This is a genomic window from Bradyrhizobium sp. 1(2017), from assembly GCF_011602485.2.
Taxonomy (GTDB): Bacteria; Pseudomonadota; Alphaproteobacteria; order Rhizobiales; family Xanthobacteraceae; genus Bradyrhizobium.
Genome location: NZ_CP050022.2, coordinates 173,258 through 198,652, shown reverse-complemented (window position 1 = coordinate 198,652; position 25,395 = coordinate 173,258). Strand labels below are relative to the sequence as shown.

At 66.2% G+C, this 25,395-nt stretch carries 23 protein-coding genes; 6 read left to right on the top strand and 17 right to left on the bottom strand.

All coding sequences use genetic code 11. The features are described from left to right. Positions 1-2 precede the first annotated feature (2 nt). The 5 genes from HAP40_RS00910 to HAP40_RS00890 all read right to left on the bottom strand — a co-directional run bounded on the left by HAP40_RS00910 (position 3) and on the right by HAP40_RS00890 (position 6,417). The gene (locus HAP40_RS00910) at positions 3-1,061 is read right to left on the bottom strand and encodes an AI-2E family transporter (protein ID WP_166811635.1); all 1,059 of its coding nucleotides are present in this window, start codon (positions 1,059-1,061) and stop codon (positions 3-5) included. 165 nt (positions 1,062-1,226) lie between these two features. Beyond that, a complete protein-coding gene (locus HAP40_RS00905; RefSeq protein WP_166811637.1) occupies positions 1,227-1,856 on the bottom strand; it encodes a histidine phosphatase family protein in 630 nt (209 codons plus the stop codon). 102 nt (positions 1,857-1,958) lie between these two features. Beyond that, complete coding sequence (locus tag HAP40_RS00900) at positions 1,959-4,187, bottom strand: PAS domain-containing hybrid sensor histidine kinase/response regulator (protein ID WP_166811639.1); 2,229 nt, start codon at positions 4,185-4,187, stop codon at positions 1,959-1,961. A 125-nt stretch (positions 4,188-4,312) separates the two neighbouring features. Continuing rightward, entirely contained in the window at positions 4,313-4,780 is a 468-nt protein-coding gene (locus tag HAP40_RS00895; protein ID WP_166811641.1) for a hypothetical protein, read from the bottom strand. 98 nt (positions 4,781-4,878) lie between these two features. Beyond that, complete coding sequence (locus HAP40_RS00890) at positions 4,879-6,417, bottom strand: YifB family Mg chelatase-like AAA ATPase (RefSeq protein ID WP_166811643.1); 1,539 nt, start codon at positions 6,415-6,417, stop codon at positions 4,879-4,881. A gap of 227 nt (positions 6,418-6,644) precedes the next feature. On the opposite strand from HAP40_RS00890, the gene HAP40_RS00885 reads away from it, so the two are divergent. Next, on the top strand, positions 6,645-6,890 hold the full coding sequence (locus HAP40_RS00885) for a PilZ domain-containing protein (protein ID WP_011083489.1): 246 nt from the start codon (positions 6,645-6,647) through the stop codon (positions 6,888-6,890). An 80-nt stretch (positions 6,891-6,970) separates the two neighbouring features. Next, a complete protein-coding gene (locus HAP40_RS00880) occupies positions 6,971-7,744 on the top strand; it encodes a tetratricopeptide repeat protein (protein WP_166811645.1) in 774 nt (257 codons plus the stop codon). Between the two features lie 6 nt (positions 7,745-7,750). Here HAP40_RS00880 and HAP40_RS00875 read toward each other — a convergent pair whose 3' ends face one another. The 7 genes from HAP40_RS00875 to rsmI form a co-directional block, all read right to left on the bottom strand. Beyond that, entirely contained in the window at positions 7,751-9,040 is a 1,290-nt protein-coding gene (locus HAP40_RS00875) for an AAA family ATPase (RefSeq protein ID WP_166811647.1), read from the bottom strand. Next, on the bottom strand, positions 9,037-9,771 hold the full coding sequence (locus tag HAP40_RS00870) for a CpaD family pilus assembly protein (protein WP_166811649.1): 735 nt from the start codon (positions 9,769-9,771) through the stop codon (positions 9,037-9,039). The genes HAP40_RS00875 and HAP40_RS00870 overlap by 4 nt, the downstream gene beginning before the upstream one ends. Positions 9,772-9,866: 95 nt before the next feature. Then, positions 9,867-11,384: a type II and III secretion system protein family protein gene (locus HAP40_RS00865; RefSeq protein ID WP_166811651.1), complete on the bottom strand. Its 1,518-nt coding sequence runs from the start codon at positions 11,382-11,384 to the stop codon at positions 9,867-9,869. Between the two features lie 13 nt (positions 11,385-11,397). After that, positions 11,398-12,210 (bottom strand): Flp pilus assembly protein CpaB, encoded by an 813-nt coding sequence (gene cpaB, locus HAP40_RS00860; protein WP_166811653.1) that lies wholly within the window; start codon positions 12,208-12,210, stop codon positions 11,398-11,400. Positions 12,211-12,580: 370 nt separating this feature from the next. Further along, positions 12,581-13,525 carry a glutathione synthase gene (gene gshB, locus HAP40_RS00855; RefSeq protein WP_166811655.1) on the bottom strand — a complete coding sequence of 315 codons (945 nt, stop codon included), beginning with the start codon at positions 13,523-13,525 and terminating at the stop codon, positions 12,581-12,583. Between the two features lie 10 nt (positions 13,526-13,535). Then, positions 13,536-13,937 (bottom strand): YraN family protein, encoded by a 402-nt coding sequence (locus HAP40_RS00850; RefSeq protein WP_166811657.1) that lies wholly within the window; start codon positions 13,935-13,937, stop codon positions 13,536-13,538. Beyond that, positions 13,924-14,874 (bottom strand): 16S rRNA (cytidine(1402)-2'-O)-methyltransferase, encoded by a 951-nt coding sequence (gene rsmI, locus HAP40_RS00845; RefSeq protein WP_166811660.1) that lies wholly within the window; start codon positions 14,872-14,874, stop codon positions 13,924-13,926. The genes HAP40_RS00850 and rsmI overlap by 14 nt, the downstream gene beginning before the upstream one ends. Positions 14,875-15,226: 352 nt before the next feature. Between rsmI and HAP40_RS00840 the strand changes: the two genes are divergently transcribed. Further along, positions 15,227-16,462, top strand: a complete 1,236-nt coding sequence (locus HAP40_RS00840) for a penicillin-binding protein activator (protein ID WP_208024838.1) — start codon at positions 15,227-15,229, stop codon at positions 16,460-16,462. Between the two features lie 24 nt (positions 16,463-16,486). Here HAP40_RS00840 and hemW read toward each other — a convergent pair whose 3' ends face one another. From hemW to rph, 3 genes are read right to left on the bottom strand one after another with little or no spacing between them, the layout of a single operon-like run. Beyond that, complete coding sequence (gene hemW, locus HAP40_RS00835; protein ID WP_166811663.1) at positions 16,487-17,641, bottom strand: radical SAM family heme chaperone HemW; 1,155 nt, start codon at positions 17,639-17,641, stop codon at positions 16,487-16,489. Continuing rightward, entirely contained in the window at positions 17,628-18,263 is a 636-nt protein-coding gene (gene rdgB / locus HAP40_RS00830) for an RdgB/HAM1 family non-canonical purine NTP pyrophosphatase (RefSeq protein ID WP_166811664.1), read from the bottom strand. The genes hemW and rdgB overlap by 14 nt, the downstream gene beginning before the upstream one ends. A 10-nt stretch (positions 18,264-18,273) precedes the next feature. Further along, a complete protein-coding gene (gene rph, locus HAP40_RS00825) occupies positions 18,274-18,987 on the bottom strand; it encodes a ribonuclease PH (RefSeq protein ID WP_166811665.1) in 714 nt (237 codons plus the stop codon). A gap of 168 nt (positions 18,988-19,155) precedes the next feature. On the opposite strand from rph, the gene hrcA reads away from it, so the two are divergent. Together hrcA and grpE are read left to right on the top strand one after the other, a co-directional pair. After that, entirely contained in the window at positions 19,156-20,244 is a 1,089-nt protein-coding gene (gene hrcA / locus HAP40_RS00820; RefSeq protein WP_166811666.1) for a heat-inducible transcriptional repressor HrcA, read from the top strand. 96 nt (positions 20,245-20,340) lie between these two features. Then, positions 20,341-20,958, top strand: a complete 618-nt coding sequence (gene grpE / locus HAP40_RS00815) for a nucleotide exchange factor GrpE (RefSeq protein ID WP_166811668.1) — start codon at positions 20,341-20,343, stop codon at positions 20,956-20,958. Between the two features lie 87 nt (positions 20,959-21,045). On the opposite strand, the gene pncA is transcribed toward grpE, so the two are convergent. Beyond that, positions 21,046-21,768: a bifunctional nicotinamidase/pyrazinamidase gene (gene pncA, locus HAP40_RS00810; protein WP_166811670.1), complete on the bottom strand. Its 723-nt coding sequence runs from the start codon at positions 21,766-21,768 to the stop codon at positions 21,046-21,048. Between the two features lie 263 nt (positions 21,769-22,031). Beyond that, positions 22,032-22,982: a hypothetical protein gene (locus HAP40_RS00805; RefSeq protein ID WP_166811672.1), complete on the bottom strand. Its 951-nt coding sequence runs from the start codon at positions 22,980-22,982 to the stop codon at positions 22,032-22,034. Positions 22,983-23,366: 384 nt separating this feature from the next. On the opposite strand from HAP40_RS00805, the gene dnaK reads away from it, so the two are divergent. Then, positions 23,367-25,268: a molecular chaperone DnaK gene (gene dnaK / locus HAP40_RS00800; protein WP_166811674.1), complete on the top strand. Its 1,902-nt coding sequence runs from the start codon at positions 23,367-23,369 to the stop codon at positions 25,266-25,268. Positions 25,269-25,395: the final 127 nt, after the last annotated feature.

Here is a 25,395-nt window from a genome sequence, read left to right as displayed (position 1 = left end):
GGTCATTTCGGGACCCCCTGTCGCGCTTTTGAGCCGATGAAAATCTGCCACGCGGTCAGAAACATCGCGGCCACGAGCGGGCCGATGACGAAGCCGTTCGCTCCAAAGGTCGCGAGCCCGCCCAGGGTGGCAAGCAGCACGACATAGCTCGGCATTTGAATCGATTGGCCGACCAGGATCGGGCGGAGAAAATTGTCCGCCAGACCGATCACGAAAGTCCCGAAAGCGAGCAGGATGAGTCCCTTCGTGACTGAACCTGCTACAAGCAGGTAGAGCGCGACCGGAACCCAAACCAGAGCCGAGCCAAGCACGGGCAGGAGCGAGAGCAGCGCCATGAGGGCGCCCGCCAGCAGCGGTGCGGTCAGGCCAAGCAGCCAGAAGATCAGTCCGCCAAGCGCTCCCTGAATCAGGGCAACGAGAACGATCCCCTTGATCGTCCCGCGCACCGCGAGGGTGAACGCATGGAGAATTTCGGCAGTGTGACTCGGATTCAGCGGGAGAGCGTCGCGGATCCGTGCGTTGAGCGCGTCACCGTCGCGCAGAAGAAAGAACAGCAGGTACAACATCACGAACAAGCTTGCGACGAACTCCAGCGTCACCTGACCGATGTTGAGCGCATGCCCGGCCAGCTGCTGGCCGGCCGGGACGACCAGATTCGACAGGCGTTCCTTCACATACGAAAAATCGATGGCAGCCAGGCGATCCAACAAGGAAGTTGCCCAGTCGGGCAACGCTGATTTCAGCTGCTGCAGCGGATGCGCGAAACTGATCTCTCCGCTCTGGACGCGTTGGTACAGTTCCCCGCCCTGATCGATCAGCGAGGCGATGACGATCGCCACGGGGATCAGGACCATGACGACCACGACGATCACGGTGAACAAGGCTGCAAGATTGTGCTTGTCGGGGAAAGCCTCCAGCGCACGCCGATAGAGTGGTGCAAAGATGATCGCCAGCAGCGTGGCCCACAACAACGCTCCGGAGAACGGCCAAAGCACCCACCCGAACGCAAGCGAGATCACGGCGAGCAGGATGAGGAATGAGCGGTCTTCCGAGGTTCTCACGTGTTCGCCAGCCTTTCAGTCACCAGTCGCAGACGTCGATATCACAGGATCGTGGCGCAGCGGCAAGTCACGCCGGACCATACGCTCGTGAACCGGCCCTCAGGTTGTTTCGTCAGTTTGTTTTGCCGATCAGAATCGAGCACTCAGTGCCGGATGGCCCGCCGGTCATTTGCCGGCTCTCACGCTCCAGTCGGCGAACTTGATGCGCCCTGTAAAGGTGGCGGGGCCCGAGCTGCCGGCCTTGTAGACGAAAGCCTCGCCTTCCTGCACGTCGCCGGCCTCCTTGCCGAAGGCATCGGCGATGTTGGTTTTGTGGGTCACCAGGAAGGTGTTGGTACCGGCCTTAGGCGGCGCATCGACGAGCTGCCGCACGGCCTGGCCCGCCTTTGCATTGGCACCCGTCGGGTTTGCCATTCCCGACGCACTGGCGTTGCTGCTGTCCGTCAGCGCATCGACCGGCTTGACCTCGCGTCCCGAGATCAGCTTGCCGGTCTCGATCGCGCGGTTCAGGCGGCTGGTGTAGATATCGCCGATCGGGATCGCGAAGTCCTTGAGCGCCGTCCCGATCTGGCGCGCCATGTCCCTGCCTTTCTCGCTGAGCTGGCGCTGGGCGCTCATGTCGTCGAACCTGAAGGGGTAGACATCCTTCTGGCTGTCGTCGGTTGCGGTGTGCCGGAAGATCAGCACGTAGCCGCCCTGCTTGAGCGATGGGATGAGTTCCGCCGTATCGGCGGTGGCGTGTCCGGAAATTGCTGCGAGCGAAACAACGAGTGCGAGGCGGCAAAGCACGTTCATGCGCAAAGTCCTTCGCTGCAAAACGCCCCCCTTGCATGGTGACGCGCAACGCGGCCGATTTCAATTATCGATAGGGTCCAGAGTTCCCTTGCAACGCTGGAATCACACCGCCAGGTGCCGGGATGTGACCAGCCCGGCGAACGCCTCGTCCAGCTTCTCCCGGTCGAGCGGCTTGATCAGGAAGCCGTTCATCCCTGCCTCGAAGCAGGCGTAGCGGTCTTCGACCAGCGTATTGGCGGTGAGCGCCAGGATCGGCGTGCGCTGGCGGCCCACGGCTGCCTCATGGGCGCGGATGCGTTTCGCCGTCTCGATGCCGTCGAGCTGCGGCATCTGGATGTCCATCAGCACGAGGTCATAGGGGGTGCCGGCCGTTGCAGCGGCAAGCCAGGATTCCAGCGCGGCCTCGCCGTGAATTGCGATGACGACGCGGTGGCCGAGTTTCGTCAGCAACGAGCGCATCAAGAGCGCATTGATCTCGTTGTCTTCGGCGACCAGGATCGACAAACCCTTTGTCGGCGCCGCCTTCGCCCTGGATTCAGCCGGCGGTTCCGGCGCGAGATCGGGCGAGGCGACCTCCGGCGTCAGCGAAAGGCGTGCGGCGAGCGAGGCCGCGCGTAGCGGCTTCATCAGAAAGCCGCTGAAGGCCGACGAAAATGTCTCGTGTCGCGAGCCCGACGTCAGCAGCACCAGGCGCTGCATCGCATGCGTCCGCGCAGCTTCGCCGAGATGATCGGCAACGGAAGGACCGATCGCGCGATCGATCAGCACCGCGTGCCACGAGCGTTCCGGCAGCAGCGCTTCGGCGACCGCGGCATCCGCAGCCATGCAGGTTTGGCCGCCCCAGCGCTCCAGGCGCCGCGCGATCAGGGAGGCCTCGATGCCGTCGGCGACGAGGAGAATCGACTTGCCAGCGAGATCGGGACTGGGGAATGCGGTCTGCCCCCTGCCGGCCTGTGACGGGGCAAGCGGCACCGCGACCTCGAAGGTCGAGCCTTTGCCCGGCTCGCTCTCGAGTGTGATCCGTCCGCCCATGCGCTTGACGATGCGCTCGCTGATGGACAGGCCGAGCCCGGTGCCGCCATAGGTACGGGCGACGCGCTCGTCCGCCTGCTCGAATTCCTGGAAGATGCGCGACCGCGCTTCGGGCGCGATGCCGATGCCGGTGTCGCGGACCAGGAAGCTGATCTCGTTCGGCCAGATCCCGGGCTCGACGATCAGCGCCACGCCGCCGCTCGCGGTGAACTTGATGGCGTTGCCGGCAAGATTGAGCAACACCTGGCGCAGCCGCGCGGCATCGCCCACCACCTCGAGCGGCAGGCGTTCGTCGATATAGGATGCGATCTCGAGGTCCTTGGCCTGCGCGCGCGGCGCCAGAAGCTCGGTGATTTCCTCGACCAGCGTTGACAGGGCGAAGGGGCGCTGCTCGAGATCGAGCTTGCCGGCTTCGATCTTGGAATAATCGAGCAGCTCCTCGATCAGCGCCATCAGCGCCTCGCCCGAGGTCTTCACTGCCCTGGCATAGGTCGTCTGCTCCGGCGTCAGATTGGTGTCGAGCAGGAGGCCGCCCATGCCGATGATGCCGTTGAGGGGCGTGCGTATTTCGTGCGAGGCCATCGCCAGGAAACGCGATTTGGCGCGGTTGGCGGCATCGGCCTGGTCGCGCGCCTCGGACAGGGCGCGTTCGGTCTCGGTGCGGTCGGTGACGTCGCGCCCGACGCTCTGCAGTTCGGCGGGCTGCCCGGCATCGCGGCGGACATAGCCCTCGCGCCAGGCGATCCAGCGCGCGCCGAGCTCTGTTGCGATTCTCTGGTCGTGAATGCGTGTGCCGTTGCTCTCGCGCGCGCTGTCGCCCTGCTCCAGCACGTCGAAATCGAAGCGTGTGCCGACCAGCGCGCTGCGCGTCTGTCCGGCCAGTGCGCAATAGGCGTCGTTGGCAAAAGTGATGCGGCCGTTGGTGTCGCGCAGCACGATCAGGTCGCCCTGCTGCTCGAACAGGCTGCGGGCGCGCTCTTCGGCTTCCTTGAGCTCCCAGTTCCGGTCGATCAGCGCCTCGTTGTGGGCGGCGAGGGTCCGCAGCCGTTTGTTGACGAAGCGCAGCCGCATGCTCAGCGTGGCAAGGCCGAGGCAGGCGAGGGCGAACAGGAAGCTCGCGCCGATCGCAAACGCATTCGGATCGTAGCCCGAATTCTCCGAGCGGCTGCCGGAGACGAAACCATAGGCGGCGCCGAACGTCGCCGTGAAGATCATGAAGGAGCGGAGCGCGAAGGCGATCCGCGGATGCTGTCGCCTGAAGCGGCGCATGCGCACCTTGATCCGGAACGTCCGACCCATCACCACCGACCCCGACTCTTGTCCGAAACCCCGCGTTCGCCCTGTGCGACGATGTCGCCTCGACCTTGCGAACAGCTTGAGGCTCTGGCGCCGCCTCCAGACAGGGTTGACGAAGTGTTAACGTCTCAGAGCGAGGCGGCTTGGAAGTGGCTACGGCCACCGCGGGCGCCGACGATCAGCGCAGCCGCCTCGCGCTGCGAGAACGTCTTCGAGCGCACATAGATGCGGTAATCAGCCGGCCCTTCGGTGGAGAGGTAGATCACCTCGCCGCCGTCGACGGGCTGCGCGGCGATCGAGATCAGGCGTGTCGACGGACCGGCCTGGCAGGTGTCCGAGTCCGAACCGAGACCGTCGTCCACCACGGCGAAGTCCGCAACGTCCGCATTGTCGGTGACCTGGACCCGCACCGTCGCCTGCGCGGGATCGTCGGTGAAGGCGACGTGCACGCCGGCGGTCCAGAACAGGGAGGTGAGCTCGACCGAGGTGTCGCCGAGGGCGATGCAGGGATGCGAGACCGATCCGATCTCGGCGCGGGCGAACACAGCTGCCGCCAACAGGGGAACAACGGAGGCCAGGATCTTGAGACGCAACATGACACTCTACTCGCCGGGCCCTGTACGGGAACTGATGGGCCTTATGGTTTGCAGAGCGTAAAGGAAACTCGTTACCGCCGGGTTGATGCGCGGAATGATCAGGCCATCTGCCGTACATCCTCCGCGAGTGCGCGGTAGGACAGCGCCTCGGCGAGGTGGAGCCGGCCGATCCTGTCGGCGTTGTCGAGATCGGCGAGCGTGCGCGCCACCCGCAGCACGCGGTGATAGCCGCGCGCCGACAGCCGCATGGTCTCGGCGGCATCGCGCAGCAGCTTGGCGCCTTGCACATCCGGCTTGGCGATCTCTTCCAGCACCGAGGCCGGCGCCTCGGCATTGGTGCGGACCTTGGGCAGGCCGGCAGCGGCATAGCGCGCAAGCTGGATGTCGCGGGCCGCCGCCACGCGCGCCGCGACCTCGGCCGAGCCTTCCGCCGGCGGCGGCAGGATCAGGTCGGCCGCGGTCACCGCCGGCACCTCGATGCGCAAATCGATGCGGTCCATCAGGGGACCGGAGATGCGCGCCTGGTAGTCGGACGTGCAGCGGTCGATGCGGCCGCGCTTGCAGGCATAGCCGGGCTCGAAGGCGTTGCCGCAGCGGCAGGGATTCATCGCCGCGACCAGCATGAAGCGGGCAGGGTAGGTGACGCGGTGATTGGCGCGCGACACCGCGACCTCGCCGTTCTCCAGCGGCTGGCGCAGCGAATCCAGCACGCGCGGATCGAACTCCGGCAATTCGTCGAGGAACAGCACGCCCTGATGCGCCAGCGAGATCTCGCCGGGCCTTGCCCGCATGCCGCCGCCGGTGAGCGCGGCCATGCTGGCGGAGTGATGCGGCGAGCGGAACGGGCGCCGCGCCGTCAGTGCGCCGCCCTCGATCTCGCCGGCGACCGACGCGATCATGGAGACCTCGAGCAGCTCGCTCGGCGACAGCGGCGGCAGGATCGAGGGCAGGCGCGCCGCCAGCATCGACTTACCGGCGCCGGGTGCGCCGATCATCAACAGATGATGCCCGCCGGCGGCCGCGATTTCCAGCGCCCGCTTGGCGCTCTCCTGGCCCTTGATGTCGCGCAGATCGAGGGACGATGCCGCGGCCTCGTGCACCTTCGGCGAGGGCCGCGACAGCACCTGCGTGCCCTTGAAATGGTTGGCGATCTGGATCAGCGAGTGAGCTGCAATGATCTGGATGTCGGGGCTTGCCCAAGCCGCTTCCGACCCGCAGGCGGCGGGGCAGATCAGGCCTTCCTCGCGCGCATTGGCGCCGATCGCGGCAGGCAGAACGCCTGCGACCGGCGCGATCGAGCCGTCGAGGCCAAGCTCGCCGAGCACGGTGAAGCCGGTCAGCGCATCCGGCGGAATCGCGCCGATGGCCGCCATCAGCCCGAGCGCGATGGGAAGGTCGTAATGACTGCCCTCCTTGGGCAGGTCGGCCGGCGCCAGATTGACGATGATCCGCCGCGCCGGCAGCGCCAGCCCCGAGGCGATCAGGGCCGAGCGGACCCGCTCGCGCGCCTCCGACACTGCCTTGTCCGGCAGGCCGACGATGGCGAAGGCCGGCAGGCCCGGGGCGACCTGCACCTGCACGTCGACCGCGCGGGCCTCGATCCCCTCAAAGGCGACGGTAGAAACCCGCTGAACCATGCCCGAACCAGCCCTGCCCTTTGCTCAATCGAGGGTAGCAGGCGGCGCCTCGCTCCGCAAGAACAATACAGGAACATAGTCGGGAGCGGCGCAAGCCCTAACGGATCGTAAACGTGAAGCGGACACTACGCCTCGAATGCGAGCGGCTCTCCTCAGCACATTCCAACGAATGTCCGCTACTCCTACGCTTGCGGGATGGGCCGTGGTCTAACGGGTGAAGAGTTCAAATGCTTGCAAATCGCCGGAGAAGCGAACGCCGGGTGTGCAGCCGGCTTGCCAAGATTCATTTCGGTGCGGGCTCGCTGCCGCGGGATTGCACGATCACGGACATCTCCGATGGTGGCGTGAAAGTGGTGGCGGAATTTTTGGAAGTGCCGCCGCAATTCACCATCATCTTCGCGCCCGATTATTCCCGCCAATGCCGCCTGCGCTGGCGCATCGGCTGCGAGTTCGGCGCCGAGTTCACCGACTAAGCCGTCAAAGGCTACCCTCTTTAACCCGGTTTTAGCGTTAATCGGTAAGCATCCCTGATCAGTCGCCGAGTGATCAGAGTATGCCCAAGCGTTCGTCTCCCGCCTTTCCTCCGGCGAAATTCCTGCTTCCCGCGTTCATGGTGCTCATCCTCGGCGGTTGCCAGACCAATGGCATCGAGGATGTGACCGGCGCGCTCGGCGTCAGGTCTGAAACCGCCGCCAAGGCCGAAGCCAGGTCGGACATGGACGCGCTTCGCGAGCGCTACCGCGCCAAGCCCGGCGAGCCCGCAATTGCGCTCGCTTATGGCAAGGCGCTGCGCGAGACCGGCCAGCGCGCGCAGGCTGTCGCGGTGCTGGAGCAGGCCGTGCTCGGCCATCCCAGCAACAAGGCGCTGCTCGCCGGCTATGGCCGCGCGCTCGCCGACAACGGCAATTTCCAGCAGGCCTTCGACGTCCTCGGCCGCGCGCATTCGCCCGAGGATCCGGACTGGCGCATCCTGTCGGCGCAAGGCGCGGCGCTCGATCAGCTCGGCCGCAACGAGGAGGCGCAGCAATATTATGCGAGCGCCCTGAAGATCGTGCCCGACGAGCCACAGGTCCTGTCCAATCTCGGCCTGTCCTACATGCTCCAGAACAATCTGCCGCGGGCCGAGCAGGTGCTCGGCCGCGCCCATCAGCGCAATCAGAACGATGTGCGGATCCGTGCCAATCTCGCGCTCGTGCTGGGATTGCAAGGCCGCGAGGCTGAGGCTGAAATCCTCGTGAAGGCCGACCTGCCGCCGGATGAGGCTGCGGCAAAGGTCGCGGCGCTGCGGCAGCTGCTGGCGAAGAAGCAGCAGCGGGCGGACAAATAGCCGCGCCTACGACGCCTTGCGATGCGGCGCGGAGCTGCGGCCCGACTTGCCCTTCAGCTTCTTCAGGAGCGGTCCGAGCAGCGAGCGCTTCGGCTTCTTCACCTCGCCGCGGCCGGCGAGCCGGTTCGCCATGGTCTGGAACAGCTCGGTGGTGCGGTGGCTCTTGGAGACCTCCGCGATCATCTGGCCGTTGTTGGCGGCGGTGGAGAACAGCTTCGAATCGAACGGGATCACCGCCAGCGGCTGGCTCTCCATGGTCTTGGCGAAGGCCTTGACCTCGATCTCCGCGCGCTTGTGCATGCCGACCTGGTTGAGGCAGTACAGCGGCGGCCGGTCGTTCGGGCGCGCCGCCTTGAGCACGCTCAGCATGTTCTTGGTGTTGCGCAAATTGGCGAGATCAGGCTCGGCCACGATCACGATGTCGTCGGCATTGACCAGCGCGCGGCGCGTCCAGCCCGACCATTGGTGGGGAACGTCGAGCACGATGCAGGGCGTGGTCATGCGCAAGGTGTCGAACACCGCGTCGAAAGCTTCGGCACCGAAATCGTAGACGCGGTCGAGCGTCGCGGGCGCGGCCAGCAGGCTGAGGCGCTCGGTGCATTTGGCAAGCAGGCGCTCCAGCAGCGCCGTGTCCGGCCGGTCCTGCGACAGCACCGCATTGGCGATGCCCTGCACCGGGTCCTGATTGTAGTCGAGGCTCGCGGTGCCGAAGGCGAGGTCGAGATCGATCACGACGGAATCGAGCGCGAGGTCGCGGGCGATGGTCCAGGCCACGTTGTGCGCGACGGTGGACGCGCCGACGCCGCCCTTGGCGCCGACCACGGCGATGACGCGGCCGGTGATGATGGCCTCGGACGCCGAGAACAGGCTGCAGATCGAGCGGACCACGTCGAGCGTCTCGACCGGTCCGACCACGTAATCGTTGACGCCGCGGCGGACCAGCTCGCGATAGGGCGCGGTGTCGTTGGGATTGCCGATCACGACGACGCGGGTGCCGGGGTCGCAGACGCCGGCGAGGTCGTCGAGCCCCTCCAGGATGTCACGGGTGCCGTCGGATTCGATCACGATCACGTTCGGCGTCGGCATCGTTTCGTAGACTTCGATCGCCGCAGCGAGGCCGCCGTCCCTGGCGGTGAGATGCGCCTTGGCAAGCCGGCGATCCTGCCCCGCCGCGGTCACCGCGGCGAGCGTCTGCTCGGTTTCGCAAAAGGCCTGCACCGAGATACGCGGGACCGGCGCAATGTGCTCGTCGGGGTGCCGCGGATCGTCCGCCTCTTCGTCGTGGATGCCAGTCATTTGCCGGTTTCGCTGAGTTTGGCCTTGTCGGCCTCGGGATAGGAGGTCGCTGTCGTCGAGCCCTTGCGATAGCGGTCGAAGGCGATGTTGCGTCGTGCGGTATAGGCGGGTGTCTCGCCGCGCGGCTGCTCGAGGTCGGCGGGGTTGTCGATCATCGCCGCGAGATTGCGCTGGCTGGCGCAGCCGAGATTGAAGTACGGCCGGTTCTCGCTGTAGTCGGGGTTGAGGATGTTCGGACCAACGTCTTCCGGCCACAGCCCGCAGGGGCCGGCCACGGCGCTGATCTTGGAATAGCTCAGCCGGATCGTCGGCAGCAGGCCGGGATCCTCGGGGCGATAGGGATGCTGGACGATGGCGCGCGACGGCACGCCGCCGGCCGCGAGCACGGAGCGGATTTCCCGATAGGTCGCCGCAGCGGCGCGCGAATTCGCGGTGTCGACGGGGACGTCGACGACGACGGAGCCGGTGCCTTCACGCACCCAGTCCCGGGCGATGCCCGCGACGTCGGCGCCCTGCTCGGCCGAAAGGCCCCCGCGTGACTTGCCGACGAAGATGACGATCGAGCGCTTGCCCTCCTGCACCGCGATCGGATGGCGCTGGCGATAATCGGTCGGCACCGTCTGGGTGACGATCTCACCGGAGGTGTTGCAGGCGCCCAGCATGACGGAGAGCCCCGTCAGTGTCAGCGCGATCTTCAAGTTGCGACGTCGATCGCCCATCGTCTTCGTCATCGCTTCATCCCCCTTGCCCCAAATCCCGCGCCGTTCCCCAAGTCCAGTTCAGACGTCCTGTGTCGGAAGCCCCGTTTCCGGGACCACCGTTCGTCTCAATCGATGATGAAGCCGAAATCGCCGGGCGTGCCGTTGATCGGATCGACCCGGCGCGTGAGGCCATAGAGGCGGTTCATGCGGCCGAGCAGCGCCGTCTGCGCGTCGGAGGCCGGCGCGAAGCCGTCGTCCGGGCGCGACAATTCCTTCTGGGCGACCGCACGCACCACATAGGGCGTCACGATCACCATCAGCTCGGTCTCGTTGTTGACGAAGTCGCGGCTGCGGAACAACGCGCCGATGATCGGCACCTGGTCGACGCCGGGCAGGCCGTTGATGGCCTGCTTGGTCTGCTGCTGGATCAGGCCGGCCATTGCCATCGAGCCGCCGGAGGGAATCTCCAGGGTGGTCTCGGCGCGGCGGGTCTGGATCGAAGGAATGGTGATCGAGTTGCTCGAGGTCGAGGACACCGCCTGCGTCAGGGTGATCGAGTTCGTATTCGACAACTCCGAGACCTCGGTCATCACGCGAAGGCTGATGCGGCCTTCGCTGAGCACGACCGGGGTGAAGTTGAGGGAGATGCCGAACTTCTTGTAGGTGACCTGGGTGGTACAGACGTGGGTGACGGGATCGCAGGAATATCCTGCGGGAATCGGGAATTCGCCGCCGGCGATGAAGGTCGCGGATTCGCCGGAGATCGCGGTCAGGCTCGGTTCGGCGAGCGTGCGCATGACGCCGGCGCTTTCCATCGCGCGCATCGTGGCGCTCACGGTGGCGACGCCCTTGGCGAGACCGGCAACGCCGAGCCCGTTGCTGCCGACGATCGGCCCGCCCGAGACCGCGAACGGATTGGAATTGTTGAAATTGACGACTGCGGTGCCGGCGTTCAGGCTGGCGCTGAGATCGACGCCCAGCTGCTTGACGATGTCGCGGCGCACTTCGCCGACGACGACCTTGAGCATCACCTGGTCGCGGCCACGCACGACGATGTTGTTGACGACCTTGTCGGAGCCGCCGACGAGCTTGGCGGCGACGTCGCCTGCCTGCTGCGCCTCCACCGGGCTCGACACCGAGCCGGTCAGCATCACGCTGTCGCCGACGCCTTCGATCTGCACGCCCGGCAGCGACTGGCGCAGCGCCGTGCGCATGCCGTTGAGGTCGCGCTTCACCGCGATGTCGTAGGAGGCGACCTGCTGGCCGTCGGCGGAGAAGAACACGACGTTGGTCTGGCCGACCTGACCGCCGATGATATAGGCGCGCTGGGATGAGCGGATCACCGCGTTGGCGATCTTGGGATCGGCCACCAGCACGTCCTTGACCTCGCGTGGCAGGTCAACGACCACGGACTTGCCGATGCCGAGTGACAGGAAGCGTGTCCGCGCCGGCGCGGTCGTCGCGACCGGCGACACGCCGAGATCGGACGCCTGCATCGGAGCCTGGTCGCCGACCGGCGCATCCGCGGCGCTGACCTCGTTGGGGGCTGCGAGCAGCCCCAGCATCAGCATTGTCCCCGCCAGGACCGAGCGCGCGCGCTTCCCCCGAATGCGCAGGCCCGTCCGATCACCCCCGTCTTTCATGCTATCCCCATCATCACTTCTGTGACGTCTGTTGCCGCGCCTGTACCCCGTAGCGGATCACGTTGACGCCGTCGGAACGCTTGGCCGCCTGTTCCTCGACCGGGCTCTCCACGGCCTTGGCATCGGCGATGCTCCGCAGCGCGAGCTGGAGCGTGCCGCCCTGTCGCGCCGCCGACAGCGTGGCGACCTGGTCGGGCTTGAGCTCGAGCGTGACGGTCTTGCCGATCACGGCGGTCTGGCCGTCCTTCTCCTTCGGCGCCTGGTCGATCGCGAGCACGCGGATGTTGGTCAGGATGACCTCGGACAGGATGAGGTCGTTGCCTGCGGTCGCGCCGTTGGCGTCGGGATTCTTCAGGCGTCGGGTCAGCACGATGTCGACGCGGTCGTTCGGCAGGATGAAGCCGCCGGCGCCGGTCTCGGCTGAAATTTCGGTGGAGACGGCCCGCATGCCGGAGGGCAGGATCGCGGCCATGAAGCCGGAGCCTTCGGCCCGGACCAGCTTCTGCTCGCGGATCGGCTCGCCCTGCATCAAGGGCACGCGCGCGATCGAGCCGGCGATCTGGATTTGCGCCTCGGGCCTGCTGTCACGGCGGATGAAGGCGTTGCTCGCAGTCGCCGCCGGCCAGGTCTGCCATTGCAGGTCCTCGGGCTTGACGGCCTGGCCGAGCCCGATGTCGTTCTTCGCGATCAGGACCTCGACCGTCGGCAGCTTCTCGGCGACAGGGAGAACCGGAGCGGGCGCATTCTGATAACCGCTCGCCAGATAGGCAGCGACGCCGCCGGCGCCCAGTGCGATGACGAGAACGACAATGCGTGCGGTATTCATACGCTTCTACTCTTACGCGGGGCACTCGGACCGCACCTGGCGGGTTCCCCGTGTCGATGAGTAGGGAGTAAAAGTGTAAGGGGTGTTGCGAGACTGAATGTGATGGCCGGTCACGCCGCGGGTTTTCGGCGGATGGTGAACGCGGCGTTATTGGGTCGGCCAGCGGCCCCGTAGTTTCACGCAAGCCAGCTCGTTCGTTCGCACGACGCGCGCGGCGTCATGGTGAATGGATGGTTAGTGGTGTGGGCGCTGGAGGGGTGGCCTGCTCATGAGATGGAAGCAACGCGCGACACTGAAGGTGTCGCCCCGGCCTTCGCCGGGACGACGTTGGAGGGAGATCACGAACGCCACAGCGCAATCGCCATAGCCCCTACTTCTTCCGCTTCGCTTCGATCGTGTCCCAGATCTTCGCCGCAACGTCCGGGCCGCCGAGCCGGGCGATGGCGCGGATGCCGGTCGGCGAGGTGACGTTGATCTCGGTGAGGTTGCCGTTGATGACGTCGATGCCGACGAACAGCAGGCCGCGTTCGCGCAGCGCCGGCCCGACGGTGGCGCAGATCTCGCGCTCGCGCGGGGTGAGCTCGGTCTCCTGCGCGGCGCCGCCGCGCACCATGTTGGAGCGAAGGTCGTCCGCGGCCGGCACGCGGTTCACCGCGCCGGCAAACTCGCCGTTGACGAGGATGATGCGCTTGTCGCCATGCTTCACCTCGGGGATGAATTGCTGGATCACCCAGGGCTCCTTGAAGGTGACCGAGAACATGTCGAACAGCGAGCCGAAATTCATGTCCTGCGGCATCACGCGGAACACCGCGGCGCCGCCATGGCCGTGCAGCGGCTTCATCACCACCGCGCCGTGCTTGTCGCGAAAGGCGTTGATCTCGTCGAGGTCGCGCGAGATCAGGGTCGGCGGCATCAGCTGCGGAAAGTTCATCACGAAGAGCTTTTCGGGCGCGTTGCGCACCGAGGCCGGATCGTTGACGACCAGCGTCTTCGGATGAATTCGCTCCAGGAAATGCGTCGAGGTGATATAGGCGAGGTCGAACGGCGGGTCCTGGCGGAGCAGCACGACGTCGAAGCCGTTGAGCGCCTCGCGCCTGGGCTCGCCGAGGGTGAAATGGTCGCCGGGCTCGTCGCGCACGGTGAGGAGCTGAACCGGCGCGACGATCTCGTCACCGACCATCGAGAGCTTGTCGGGCGTGTAATAGGACAGGCCGTGGCCGCGCTTCTGCGCCTCCAGGAGCAGCGCAAAGGTGGAATCGCCCTTGATGTTGATGCGGGCGATGGGATCCATCTGGACGGCGACGTTCAGTTTCATGGTCTGCCTTTCAGGTCGAGGCGTCGAATGCCGCCAACACATGGCGCGGAAGTGACCGCGGCGCAATCAGCATGGCGTCGAATCGCAGTTCGAATTCGGCATGCTCGGGATGCGCCACGAGCCAGCCTTGCGCGGCGTTGATGATGCGTTGCTGCTGGCGCGGCGTCACGGCAAAGGCGGCGTCATCGAGGCTCGCGCGCGCCTTGACCTCGACGAAGGCGATCAGATTGCGGCGGCGCGCCACGATGTCGATCTCGCCATGGGGCGTGCGATAACGCTTGGCGAGAATGCGATAGCCCTTGGCCATGAGATAGGCGGCGGCGCGGCTCTCGGCCGAGAGGCCGGTACGGAACGCGGCGACGCGCTCGGGCGAGGCGATTTTCGGTTCCGCCGGGACCTCAGTCTTCGCCATCGCCGCCCCGCAGGTCCTTTGCAAGCTCGAGCGCCCGGGCATAGACCTCGCGGCGCGGCCGGCCCGACAGCGCGACCGCGTGCGCCACGGCATCCTTGACGCTGTGCGCGGCGAGCTGCTCGCGCAGCAGGCCGTCCAGCGCATCCGATGTCAGCAGCTCGGCGTCCGCAGCGGGTGGGGCGATCACCAGCACGAACTCGCCGCGGGTCTCCAGCGCATCAGCGTCGCGCGCCAGGTCGCTCAGTGGTGCACGCGAAATCTCCTCGTGCAGCTTCGTCAGCTCGCGGCAGATCGCGGCTTCGCGCGTCCCCATGATCTCGGCGAGCTCGGCCAGCGTGTTCTGCACGCGGTTGCCGGATTCGAACATCACCAGCGTCGCGTCGATGCGGGCGAGCTCGGCAAGGCGCGATTTTCGCGCGGCGGATTTGGCCGGCAGGAAACCCTCGAAGAAGAAGCGGTCGGTCGGCAGCGCCGCGACCGACAGTGCGGCGAGCACGGAGGATGGGCCGGGCAGCGCATAGACCGCGTAGCCGGCCGCGCAGACCTCGCGCACCAGCTTGAAGCCGGGATCGGAGATCAGCGGGGTGCCGGCATCCGAGACCAGGGCGATCGAACCTCCGGCCGCAAGTGCTTCCAGGATTTTCGGGCGCGCGGCTTCCGCGTTGTGCTCGTGATATTGCTTGAGCTGCGCGGCAATGGCGTAGCGCTCGGTCAGGCGGCGGGTGATGCGGGTGTCCTCGCAGGCGATGACATCGACGCCCGCCAGCGTCTGGAGCGCGCGGACCGTGATGTCGCCGAGGTTGCCGATTGGGGTCGCGACCAGATGGAGGCCCGGCGCCGCCTTCGGCGCTGCGAGGCGATGGGCGTCGATGGAGAAACCGCGCGGGGCGGCATCTTGGGCTTCAGGCGTATTTATCGAGGCCGGCTTTGCGCGCATAATGAAGTCAACTTAGGCACGAACGGCAGGGCTGGGAACCGGCCCCTGGAAAAAGATCGTGCCGAGGCGAGGGGCGCGGTAAGGACTGAGGGGGACTGGAATGTGATCCGGCAGGCATCACATTCCCCAGGGAATGAAGCACCAGCGTCATATTCACGACGGAAACGCCGCCTTGATGCTGGATGATGGACGGGTGGACAGCTAGCCGGAACTCTAAGGCGCGGCCGCGTTAAGCGATCGTTATCCTTTTGTTTTAGTTAACTATTTGCCGACAATATGCCTGAATCCGCGGCTTGTGTCGCGGAATGAGTGTTGTGACCGGCTGGCGATCGCTGGTCAGAAGAGAAGCTGCATGGTGGGCCCGCGCGATTTGAAGTCTCCCGTCCAGGGAACCCTGATGTCAGGAGCGACCCGGCGGAGTGCGCTTGGCCTGCTGCTCGGAACGCCCCTGCTGTCGGCCTGCGCCGGCGTGCAGCAAAGTCTCAGCCAGTTCTCAAACCCTTTCTCCAGTTCTTCCGCGCCGCCGGCCCAGCCGGCCGGCCCGCCGCAGCAGGGCACCACCGCGGGCACCGGTGGGGTGAAGGTCGCGGTGATCCTGCCGCTCTCGGCCGCCGGCAATGCCGGACTTGCGGCGCAATCCATGCGCAACGCCGCCGAGATGGCGCTGGCCGAGTTCCAGAATCCGAACATCCAGCTGCTGATCAAGGACGACAATGGCAGCCCGCAAGGCGCGCAGGCGGGCGCGCAGCAGGCGGTCGACGAGGGTGCCGAGATCATCCTGGGACCATTGTTCGCGCAGTCGGTGCCGGCGGTGGCGCAGGTCGCGCGCACGCGCGGCATCTCGGTGATCGCGTTCTCGACCGATTCCAGCATCGCCGGACGCGGCGTTTATCTGCTCTCGTTCCTGCCGGAGTCCGACGTCAACCGCATCGTCGAATATTCCGCCAGCATCGGAAAGCGCTCCGTCGCCGTGCTCGTGCCCGACAATGCCTATGGCAATGTCGTCGAAGCCGCCGTGAAGGCCGCTGTGCCACGGCGTGGCGGGCGCATCGTTGCGTTCGAAAAATACGGCGCCGATCGCGCCACCCCGGCGCGGACCGTGGCACAGCTGCTCGGCAGCGCGGATGCGCTGTTCATTGCCGATGACGGCGATGCCGTGGTGTCGGTGGCGGATGCGATGACGGCGGCGGGCGCGAATTTGCGCAATATCCAGATGCTCGGCACCGGGCTGTGGGACAGCCCGCGCGTCTATGCCAGCGCCGCGCTGCAAGGCGGCCTCTATGCCGCGCCGGACCCGGCTGGCTTTCGCGCGTTCTCCGGCCGCTATCGCACCAAATACGGTGCCGAGCCGATCCGCACCGCGACGCTCGCTTATGACGCCGTCGCCCTTGTCGCCGCACTGGCGCGCACGCAAGGCACCACGCGCTTCTCGCCCGACGTGCTCACCAATCCCTCCGGCTTTGCCGGCATCGACGGCCTGTTCCGCTTCCGGCCCGATGGCACCAATGAGCGTGGGCTTGCCGTGATGAAGGTGACGCAAGGTGGCGGCGTGGCGGTCGCGGGCTCGCCGAAGAGCTTTGGGGCCTGATCGCTTCGTAGATGGGGAGAGAGCTTACGCCGCGAGGTCCGCCACCACCGCATCCAGCACCGGAAAACCGCTGCTCGTCACGCGCAGGCGGCCCGTTGCATCCACGGTGATCGCGCCTTCCTCGCGCAGAAGCGAGATGCGCTTGGGATCGAGCGGGCGGCCCGAAAGCGCCTTGTAGCGCTCGGGGTCGATGCCTTCGGCGAGACGCAGCCCCATCAGCAGGAATTCGTCGGCGCGTTCCTCGCTGTTGAGGAGCTCGTCGGTGACGACGCCATGACCGTTTGTCTCGACCCGCATCAGCCAGGCTTCGGGACGCTTCTCGGTGGCGGTCGCGTGCCTGACGCCGTCGATGTCGAGGCGGCCATGCGCGCCGGGGCCGATGCCGGCATATTCCTCGCCGCGCCAATAGACCAGATTGTGCCGGCACTCGGCGCCGCGCCGCGCGTGGTTGGAGATCTCGTAGGCGGGCAAGCCGAGCCTGTCGCAGGTCTCCTGCGTGACGTCGTAGAGGGCGCGCGCGACGGCCTCGTCCGGCGTCTTCAATTTGCCGGCCTGGTGCAGGCCGAAGAACGGCGTGCCTTCCTCGATCGTCAATTGATAGAGCGACAGATGCTCGGCCGCTTCATCGATCGCGAGACGCAGCTCATCGGCCCACATCGCCGGCGTCTGGTCGGGACGGGCGTAGATCAGGTCGAACGAATAGCGGTCGAACGAGCGGCGCGCGATGGCGACGGCATCGAGCGCTTCGCGCGCATTGTGCAGACGGCCCAGCGCCTTCAGCGAGGCGTCGTCGAGCGCCTGCACGCCGAGCGAGACGCGGTTGACGCCGGCGGCGCGATAGCCGGCAAAGCGGGTGGCCTCGACGCTGGTCGGGTTCGCCTCCAGCGTCACTTCGGCGTCCTTCGCCACCGTCCAGTGCTTGCCGATCGCATCGAGCACGGCGCCGACGGTTGCGGGCTGCATCAGCGACGGCGTGCCGCCACCGAGGAAGATCGAGGTGACCTCGCGACCCGGCGCGCGCTCGGCGGTCGCGGCGATCTCGCGTGCAAAAGCCGAAGCGAACCGCGCCTCGTCGATCGCGGCGTGGCGGACATGGCTGTTGAAGTCGCAATAGGGGCACTTCGACAGGCAGAACGGCCAGTGCACGTAGACGCCGAAGGCTTCCTTAGCGCGGCTCAAGGCAGATCTCCGCCAGTTTCACGAAGGCGCGGGCACGGTGCGACAGGCCAAGGCCGAGCGGCGGCAGGCCGTGCTTCTCGATGCTGGTCATCTCGCCGAAGGTGCGGTCGTGGCCGTCGGGCAAAAACATCGGATCGTAGCCGAAGCCGGCGGTGCCGCGCGGCGGCCAGACCAGCGTGCCGTCGACGCGCGCCTCGACCTCTTCGAGATGATCGTCGGGCCAGGCAACGCAGAGCGCCGAGACGAAGTGGGCTTTGCGCTTGTCGGGCGTGGTGGCGCCGCGCTCCTGCAACAGGCGCTCGATACGCGTCATCGCGGCGTTGAAGTCCTTCGACGGACTGGCCCAGCGCGCGCTGTAGATGCCGGGCGCGCCGTCGAGCGCGTCGACCACGATGCCGGAATCATCGGCGAAGGCGGGGAGCTTGGTCGCCTGCGCCGCCGCGATCGCCTTGATCGCGGCATTGCTGCGGAAATCGTTGCCGGTCTCTTCGGGCTCAGCTAGGCCGAGCTCGCCGGCCGACACCGCCGCGATGCCGTACGGCGCAAGCAGCTCCCGCATCTCGGCGAGCTTGCCGGGATTGTGGGTCGCGATGACGAGCTTGTCCGTGATTCGGCGGTGCATGGCCTATTGACTACGCTACAGCCAGTTTCTGCAAGTCCACGAGGCGCGCGACGCCCTTGCGCGCCAGCGTCATCAGCGCCAGGAACTCGTCCTGCGTGAACGGCTCGCGTTCCGCGGTGCCCTGCACCTCGATGATGCGGCCGTCGCCGGTCATGACGAAATTGGCGTCGGTCTCGGCTTCCGAATCCTCGGCGTAGTCGAGGTCGAGCACGGGCGCGCCGTTGTAGATGCCGCAGGAGATCGCGGCGACGTTGTCGCGCAGCACGTTGGCCTTGACCATGTTGCGCGCCTTCATCCAGGTGATGCAATCGGCCAGCGCGACCCAGGCACCGGTGATCGAGGCCGTGCGGGTGCCGCCGTCGGCCTGGAGCACGTCGCAATCGACCGTGATCTGGCGCTCGCCGAGCGCTTCGAGGTCGACGATGGTGCGGAGCGAGCGGCCGATCAGGCGCTGGATCTCGACGGTACGGCCGCTTTGCTTGCCGGCGGAGGCCTCGCGGCGGGTCCGTTCCGAGGTCGCGCGCGGCAGCATGCCGTATTCGGCGGTGACCCAGCCGCGGCCCTGACCCTTCAGCCACGGCGGCAGGCGGTCTTCCAGCGTCGCGGTGACCAGCACGTGGGTGTCGCCGAATTTCACGAGGCAGGAGCCCTCCGCATATTTGACCACGCCACGCTCCAGCGTCACGGGGCGCAATTCGTCGGGCGCACGGCGGCTTGGCCGCATGGGAAATCCTCCAAAACTCGCAGGTGTAGGGCTGTTCGCGGTGCTTGTAGGTGGGGTGAGGGTGGGCGGCAAGGTTTTTTCACCCCTGATGTCGAGCCCGCAAACGCCACGCTTGTCAGAAGCGCCCAGGATGGACAAATTATGAGTATCTGAGAGGAGTTACCGTCTGTGGCCCATCACGATCCGATCCATCTGATCGCGCCGCGCGCAGGCCTTGCCCAGCTCAACGAGCGTTCCCGCGACATCTTTCGTCAAATTGTCGAAAGCTATCTTGCGACCGGTGAGCCCGTGGGCTCGCGCAATATCTCGCGCCTGATCGCCATGCCGCTGTCGCCGGCCTCGGTCCGCAACGTCATGGCCGATCTGGAACAGCTCGGCCTGATCTATGCGCCCCATACCTCCGCCGGCCGGCTGCCGACGGAACTCGGGCTGCGCTTCTTCGTCGACGCCCTGATGCAGGTCGGCGACCTCAACGAAGCCGAGCGTGCCGCGATCCAGAGCCAGCTATCGTCCGTCGGCCAGGCGCAATCGGTCGAGGCGGCGCTGGATCAGGCTCTGACGCGGCTGTCGGGCCTGACCCGCGCTGCCGCCGTCGTGCTGACGCCGAAATCCAATGCGCGGCTGAAGCACATCGAGTTCGTGCGCCTGGAACCCGAAAAGGCGCTGGTGATCCTGGTCGGCGAGGATGGCCAGGTCGAAAACCGCGTGCTGACGCTGCCGCCCGGAGTTCCCTCCTCGGCGATCACCGAGGCCGGCAATTTCCTCAATGCGCGCATCCGCGGCCGCACGCTGGCCGAGGCGCGGCTCGAGCTCGAGACCGCACTCGGGGAAGCCCGAGCCGAGCTCGATCAGCTGACCCAAAAGGTGATCTCGGCGGGCATCGCGAGCTGGTCCGGCGGCGAGAACGAGGACCGCCAGCTCATCGTCCGCGGTCACGCCAATTTGCTGGAGGATCTGCACGCGCTGGAGGATCTGGAGCGCGTTCGCCTGTTGTTCGACGATCTCGAGACCAAGCGCGGCGTCATCGACCTGCTCGGCCGGGCAGAGACCGCCGAAGGCGTGCGCATCTTCATCGGCAGCGAAAACAAGCTGTTTTCCCTGTCGGGCTCCTCCACCATCATCTCGCCCTATCGGGATGCCGCCGGCCACATCGTCGGTGTTTTGGGGGTGATCGGGCCGACGCGGCTGAATTATGCCCGCGTGATTCCGACGGTGGACTACGCCGCCCGCATCGTCAGCCGCCTTCTGGGGGGCTGACCGGCGTTTCCGCCGATCACGGGCGCTTGATTTTCGCACGCTTAGGCACGATATCCGGGCCAACAATCCCTGGAAACGAGTTCGAGATTAGAGCCGATGACCGATCGAGACCGGCAACCCGAAGACACGACCGCGCCGACGCCCGAGCCCGTGGTGTCAAAGCCCTACATCATGCCCGACGATCCCGAGCCGGGCTCGGTCGAAACGTTGCAGAAGGAAGCCGCCGAGGCGCGCGACCGCATGCTGCGGACGCTGGCCGAGATGGAGAATTTGCGCAAGCGCACCGCCAAGGAAGTCGCCGACTCCAAGCTCTACGGCGTCACCGGCTTTGCCCGTGACGTGCTCGACATCGCCGACAACCTTCAGCGCGCGCTCGATGCCGTTCCGGCCGAGGCGCGTGCGGCGGCCGATCCCGGCCTGATCGCGCTGATCGAGGGCGTCGAGCTCACCGAGCGTTCGCTGCTCAACGCGCTGGAAAAGCATGGCGTGAAGAAGTTCGATCCCCAGGGCCAGAAGTTCGATCCGAACTTCCAGCAGGCGATGTTCGAAGTGCCCGATGCGTCGGTGCCGTCGGGCACCGTGGTGCAGGTCGTGCAGGCCGGCTACACCATCGGCGAGCGCGTGCTGCGTCCCGCGCTGGTCGGTGTCGCCAAGGGTGGTGCGAAGGCCGCGCCGGCGGCCAACAACAATGAGTCGAGCGGCGCGCCGAACTGAGTTTTGGCGTCATTCCGGGGCGGCTCGCAGAGCCGAACCCGGAATCTCGAGGTTCTCAGGTGCGCAATTGCGCACCGTAGTTCGATGCTACGTGCTCGCCGCGATATCCGCGGACTGAATCCGCTTCACGCCGGCCTTGGCCATGTCGGCCCAGGCCTTTGCCAGCGAGCCCTGCGTGTCGATGCCGCGGCAAGCGTCTTCCACCACATAGGCCTCGAAGCCCGCCTTGCGCGCGTCGAGCGCGGTCCACGCGACGCAGAAGTCCGTCGCCAGCCCTGCGACGAAGACGCGCTTGATCTTGCGGCCCTTCAGATAGCCGGCAAGGCCCGTCGAGGTCTTGCCGTCGGCTTCGAGGAAGGCCGAGTAGCTGTCGACGTTCTTGTGAAAGCCCTTGCGGATGATCAGCTCGGCATGCGGGATCGCAAGGTCCTTCGACAGCGCGGCACCATCGGTGCCCTGCACGCAATGGTCCGGCCACAGCACCTGCTTGCCGTAGGGCAGATCGACGGTCTCGAACGGTTTCTTGCCCGCGTGGACCGACGCAAACGAAACGTGGCCGGGCGTGTGCCAGTCCTGCGTCAGCACCACGTGGGCGAACGCCTTTGAAATCTTGTTGATGACGGGCACCACCTGCTCGCCTTCCTTCACCGCGAGGCTGCCGCCCGGCAGGAAGCAATTCTGCACATCGATCACGAGCAGCGCGGACGCTTCGTCCGGCTTGATCGATGCGGCTGCAAGGAGTGCCGTTGGCGCCAGCGTCGCGAGCGCCGTCGTGCCGAGCATTGCCAGGACTTGTCGTCGATCCAGCATCGTTCGCCTCCCTTGGGGATGATCCAACAGAGGGGAAAGCCTAGTTCCGCTCGGATACGAACAGAAGCCCGAAAATGCGGGCGGCTTTGGTAAGTGGTTGGGCTCTCCAAGCAACTCGTCGTCCCGGCGTAGGCCGGGACCCATACGCCGCAGCAACAATTCTGCGAAAACTCGGAGTTACTAGCTCGTCCTACAACCGCTCGATGTGGTTATGGGTCCCGGCCTCCGCCGGGACGACACCGAGGTTGTTGGACGACCTTCGGCTACCCCTTCGGCTGAATGCCGTCGCGCACGGCGCGGAAGCGGGTGAAGGCGGGCAGCCATTGCTCGCGCGGGGCGCTGGCGATGATGCGCAGCGAGGCGCCGCCGCTCGAGAAGCGGATCCATTGCACCACGGTCACCGGGACCTTGTCCTTGCCGCTGACGCCGTCGATCCGGGTCTCGAAACCCTGCTGGCCGTTGATGCGGATCGGCTCGGACATGGTGACGCGCGACTCGCGCACGCCAGGAATCTGGAGTGCGGCCTCCTGGGCAAAGCGGGCGCGGTCGTCGGCCTGCTGCGGGGTGGCGCCGATCAGGCCGAGGATCATGAACGGCTTCTGCTCGTAACCCGTGCTCTCGTCGCCGTCGGCGAGGATGATGCTCGAGCCCGGCGCCAGCGTGCGGATGTCCTTGAACTCGGCGAGATCGGTGATCTTGAACGGCATCAGCGCGATCTGCTCTTCGGCCGAGACCTGCTTGCGGGTCACGGTGCTCGCAAACATCTGCCGTACCGCTTCGTCGGTGTAGATCTTGACCGCGTTTTCCGGGATCTGGACCGCGACATAGCCGGAGAAGCCGGCCCCCGGCACGATCATCGAATAGCGCCGCACCGGGGTGTCGCCGGCCTTGCCGCTTTCGGTGGTGAAATAGGCAAGGCCCGCAGGCGTCTCGATCTTGTCCTGCTTCACGCCGTTCACGCCCGCCGGATTGGAGTTGAAGGCGCTCACGACCTCGCCATAGGCCGCCGGCGGCAGCTCCGTGATCAGCACCTTGACGCTGCCATCCTCGCTCTCGAAGCCCGGAAAGGCCTTTGCCGTGTTGAGGCCGACCAGCGGCACCATGCCGAGGCGGAGGCCGGGCGGGTAAACGGCATCGGCGGCAACGGCCGGAAGTGCGGAGGCCGCGGAGGCGACGAGGAGAGCGAGCGCGGCGAGGGTGCGGATCAGCTTCATGGGCACTCTGATTGGTTCACATTGAGGCCGTTCGATGGTCGGCAACCGGGCCGCTTTGTCGCGCGCAGCAGCTGCCCGGCTGGCCCGCCTTTTAGCGGGTTTGGCCCGGGCGTAACAGGGTGGGGCCGGTCGCGGTGGCGGGGCTTGCCGAGGCCTGAACCCGTTAATAATTCCTCACCCGCAAGGCCGGTTGAGCCCGGATATGATCGTCCAAAACCCAATGTTTTCACGGCAGAAACCTGGCTTCGGTCCTTGCGGCCCCCTCCCCCCCTCCTATATGAGCCTCAATCATCGCAATATCGCGGATGTTTGATCTTAGGGGGTTTCGGTTTGGGTGCCTTCTGGGCCCAGCCAACCTGCCGCAAAAAGAAGGATATCAGGACCATGGGAAAGGTCATTGGGATCGACCTCGGCACCACGAATTCGTGCGTCGCCGTGATGGATGGCAAGAACGCCAAAGTCATCGAGAATTCCGAAGGCATGCGCACGACGCCTTCGATCGTCGCCGTCACGGATGACGGTGAACGCCTCGTCGGCCAGCCGGCGAAGCGCCAGGCCGTCACCAATCCCGAGCGCACCTTCTTCGCAGTGAAGCGCCTCATCGGCCGCCGCTACGACGACCCGATGGTCGAGAAGGACAAGAAGCTCGTTCCCTACAAGATCGTGAAGGCTTCCAACGGCGATGCCTGGGTCGAGGCCGACGGCCAGACCTACTCGCCCTCGCAGGTTTCGGCGTTCATCTTGCAGAAGATGAAGGAGACCGCGGAAGCCCATCTCGGCCAGAAGGTCGACCAGGCCGTCATCACCGTTCCCGCCTACTTCAACGACGCCCAGCGTCAGGCGACCAAGGACGCCGGCAAGATCGCGGGCCTCGAAGTGCTGCGCATCATCAACGAGCCGACCGCGGCCGCGCTCGCCTATGGCCTCGACAAGACCAAGACCGGCACCATCGCGGTGTACGACCTCGGCGGCGGCACCTTCGATATCTCCATTCTCGAAATCGGCGACGGCGTGTTCGAGGTGAAGTCGACCAACGGCGATACCTTCCTCGGCGGCGAAGATTTCGACATGCGCCTCGTTGGCTATCTCGCCGACGAATTCCAGAAGGAGCAGGGCATCAACCTGCGCAACGACAAGCTCGCGTTGCAGCGCCTGAAGGAAGCCGCTGAAAAGGCCAAGATCGAGCTGTCGTCGACGACGCAGACCGAGATCAACCTGCCCTTCATCACCGCGGACCAGACCGGCCCGAAGCATCTGACGATGAAGCTCACCCGCGCCAAGTTCGAGGCGCTGGTCGACGACCTCGTCCAGAAGACCGTCGAGCCCTGCCGCAAGGCGCTGAAGGATGCCGGCGTCACCGCCGGCGAGATCGGCGAAGTCGTGCTGGTCGGCGGCATGTCGCGCATGCCGAAGGTCCAGGAAGTCGTCAAGCAGCTGTTCGGCAAGGAGCCGCACAAGGGTGTCAACCCGGACGAAGTCGTGGCGATCGGTGCCGCGATCCAGGCCGGCGTGCTCCAGGGCGACGTCAAGGACGTGCTGCTGCTCGACGTGACCCCGCTGTCGCTGGGCATCGAGACGCTGGGCGGCGTGTTCACCCGCATCATCGACCGCAACACCACGATCCCGACCAAGAAGAGCCAGGTGTTCTCGACGGCTGAGGACAATCAGAATGCCGTCACCATCCGCGTCTTCCAGGGCGAGCGTGAAATGGCGGCCGACAACAAGATGCTCGGTCAGTTCGACCTGATGGGCATTCCGCCGGCCCCGCGCGGCATGCCGCAAATCGAGGTGACCTTCGACATCGACGCCAACGGCATCGTCAACGTCTCGGCCAAGGACAAGGCCACCGGCAAGGAGCAGCAGATCCGCATCCAGGCCTCCGGCGGTCTGTCGGAAGCCGACATCGAGAAGATGGTCAAGGACGCCGAGGCCAATGCCGAGGCGGACAAGAAGCGCCGCGAGGCCGTCACCGCCAAGAACGAGGCGGACGGGCTGGTGCATTCGACCGAGAAGGCCCTTGCCGAGCACGGCTCGAAGGTCGCCGAGAGCGAGCGCCGCGCCATCGAGGATGCCGTCAGCGACCTCAAGGAAGCGCTGAAGGGCGACGATGCCGAGGCGATCAAGGCCAAGACCCAGACGCTGGCCCAGGCCTCGATGAAGCTCGGCGAGGCCATGTACAAGCAGCAGGCCGAGGCCGACGCCAAGAAGGATGCGGCCAAGGACGACGTCGTCGACGCGGAATTCACCGAAGTCGACGACGACAAGAACAACAAGAAGTCCGCTTGACCCCAAGAGGGTGACGATGCGGACGGCTTGGACCCCACACGCACCAAAGGCCTCCTCCCTCGCGGGGGAGGCCGTCGTGTCGGGAGGCGCGGGACAGATGCCCGTTACGATCGATCAATTCCCAGCC

Excerpts from the sequence above, each read along its gene's own strand:
- cpaB (WP_166811653.1), bottom strand. The coding sequence starts at position 12,210 with ATGAATACCGCACGCATTGTCGTTCTCGTCATCGCACTGGGCGCCGGC.
- pncA (WP_166811670.1), bottom strand. The coding sequence starts at position 21,768 with ATGCTGGATCGACGACAAGTCCTGGCAATGCTCGGCACGACGGCGCTC.
- HAP40_RS00885 (WP_011083489.1), top strand. The coding sequence starts at position 6,645 with ATGCTTGCAAATCGCCGGAGAAGCGAACGCCGGGTGTGCAGCCGGCTT.
- HAP40_RS00805 (WP_166811672.1), bottom strand. The coding sequence starts at position 22,982 with ATGAAGCTGATCCGCACCCTCGCCGCGCTCGCTCTCCTCGTCGCCTCC.
- HAP40_RS00900 (WP_166811639.1), bottom strand. The coding sequence starts at position 4,187 with ATGGGTCGGACGTTCCGGATCAAGGTGCGCATGCGCCGCTTCAGGCGA.
- rsmI (WP_166811660.1), bottom strand. The coding sequence starts at position 14,874 with ATGCGCGCAAAGCCGGCCTCGATAAATACGCCTGAAGCCCAAGATGCC.
- HAP40_RS00905 (WP_166811637.1), bottom strand. The coding sequence starts at position 1,856 with ATGAACGTGCTTTGCCGCCTCGCACTCGTTGTTTCGCTCGCAGCAATT.
- grpE (WP_166811668.1), top strand. The coding sequence starts at position 20,341 with ATGACCGATCGAGACCGGCAACCCGAAGACACGACCGCGCCGACGCCC.
- HAP40_RS00865 (WP_166811651.1), bottom strand. The coding sequence starts at position 11,384 with ATGAAAGACGGGGGTGATCGGACGGGCCTGCGCATTCGGGGGAAGCGC.
- HAP40_RS00870 (WP_166811649.1), bottom strand. The coding sequence starts at position 9,771 with ATGACGAAGACGATGGGCGATCGACGTCGCAACTTGAAGATCGCGCTG.
- rph (WP_166811665.1), bottom strand. The coding sequence starts at position 18,987 with ATGCGGCCAAGCCGCCGTGCGCCCGACGAATTGCGCCCCGTGACGCTG.
- rdgB (WP_166811664.1), bottom strand. The coding sequence starts at position 18,263 with ATGCACCGCCGAATCACGGACAAGCTCGTCATCGCGACCCACAATCCC.
- HAP40_RS00895 (WP_166811641.1), bottom strand. The coding sequence starts at position 4,780 with ATGTTGCGTCTCAAGATCCTGGCCTCCGTTGTTCCCCTGTTGGCGGCA.
- gshB (WP_166811655.1), bottom strand. The coding sequence starts at position 13,525 with ATGAAACTGAACGTCGCCGTCCAGATGGATCCCATCGCCCGCATCAAC.
- dnaK (WP_166811674.1), top strand. The coding sequence starts at position 23,367 with ATGGGAAAGGTCATTGGGATCGACCTCGGCACCACGAATTCGTGCGTC.
- HAP40_RS00880 (WP_166811645.1), top strand. The coding sequence starts at position 6,971 with ATGCCCAAGCGTTCGTCTCCCGCCTTTCCTCCGGCGAAATTCCTGCTT.
- HAP40_RS00840 (WP_208024838.1), top strand. The coding sequence starts at position 15,227 with ATGGTGGGCCCGCGCGATTTGAAGTCTCCCGTCCAGGGAACCCTGATG.
- HAP40_RS00850 (WP_166811657.1), bottom strand. The coding sequence starts at position 13,937 with ATGGCGAAGACTGAGGTCCCGGCGGAACCGAAAATCGCCTCGCCCGAG.
- HAP40_RS00875 (WP_166811647.1), bottom strand. The coding sequence starts at position 9,040 with ATGACTGGCATCCACGACGAAGAGGCGGACGATCCGCGGCACCCCGAC.
- HAP40_RS00890 (WP_166811643.1), bottom strand. The coding sequence starts at position 6,417 with ATGGTTCAGCGGGTTTCTACCGTCGCCTTTGAGGGGATCGAGGCCCGC.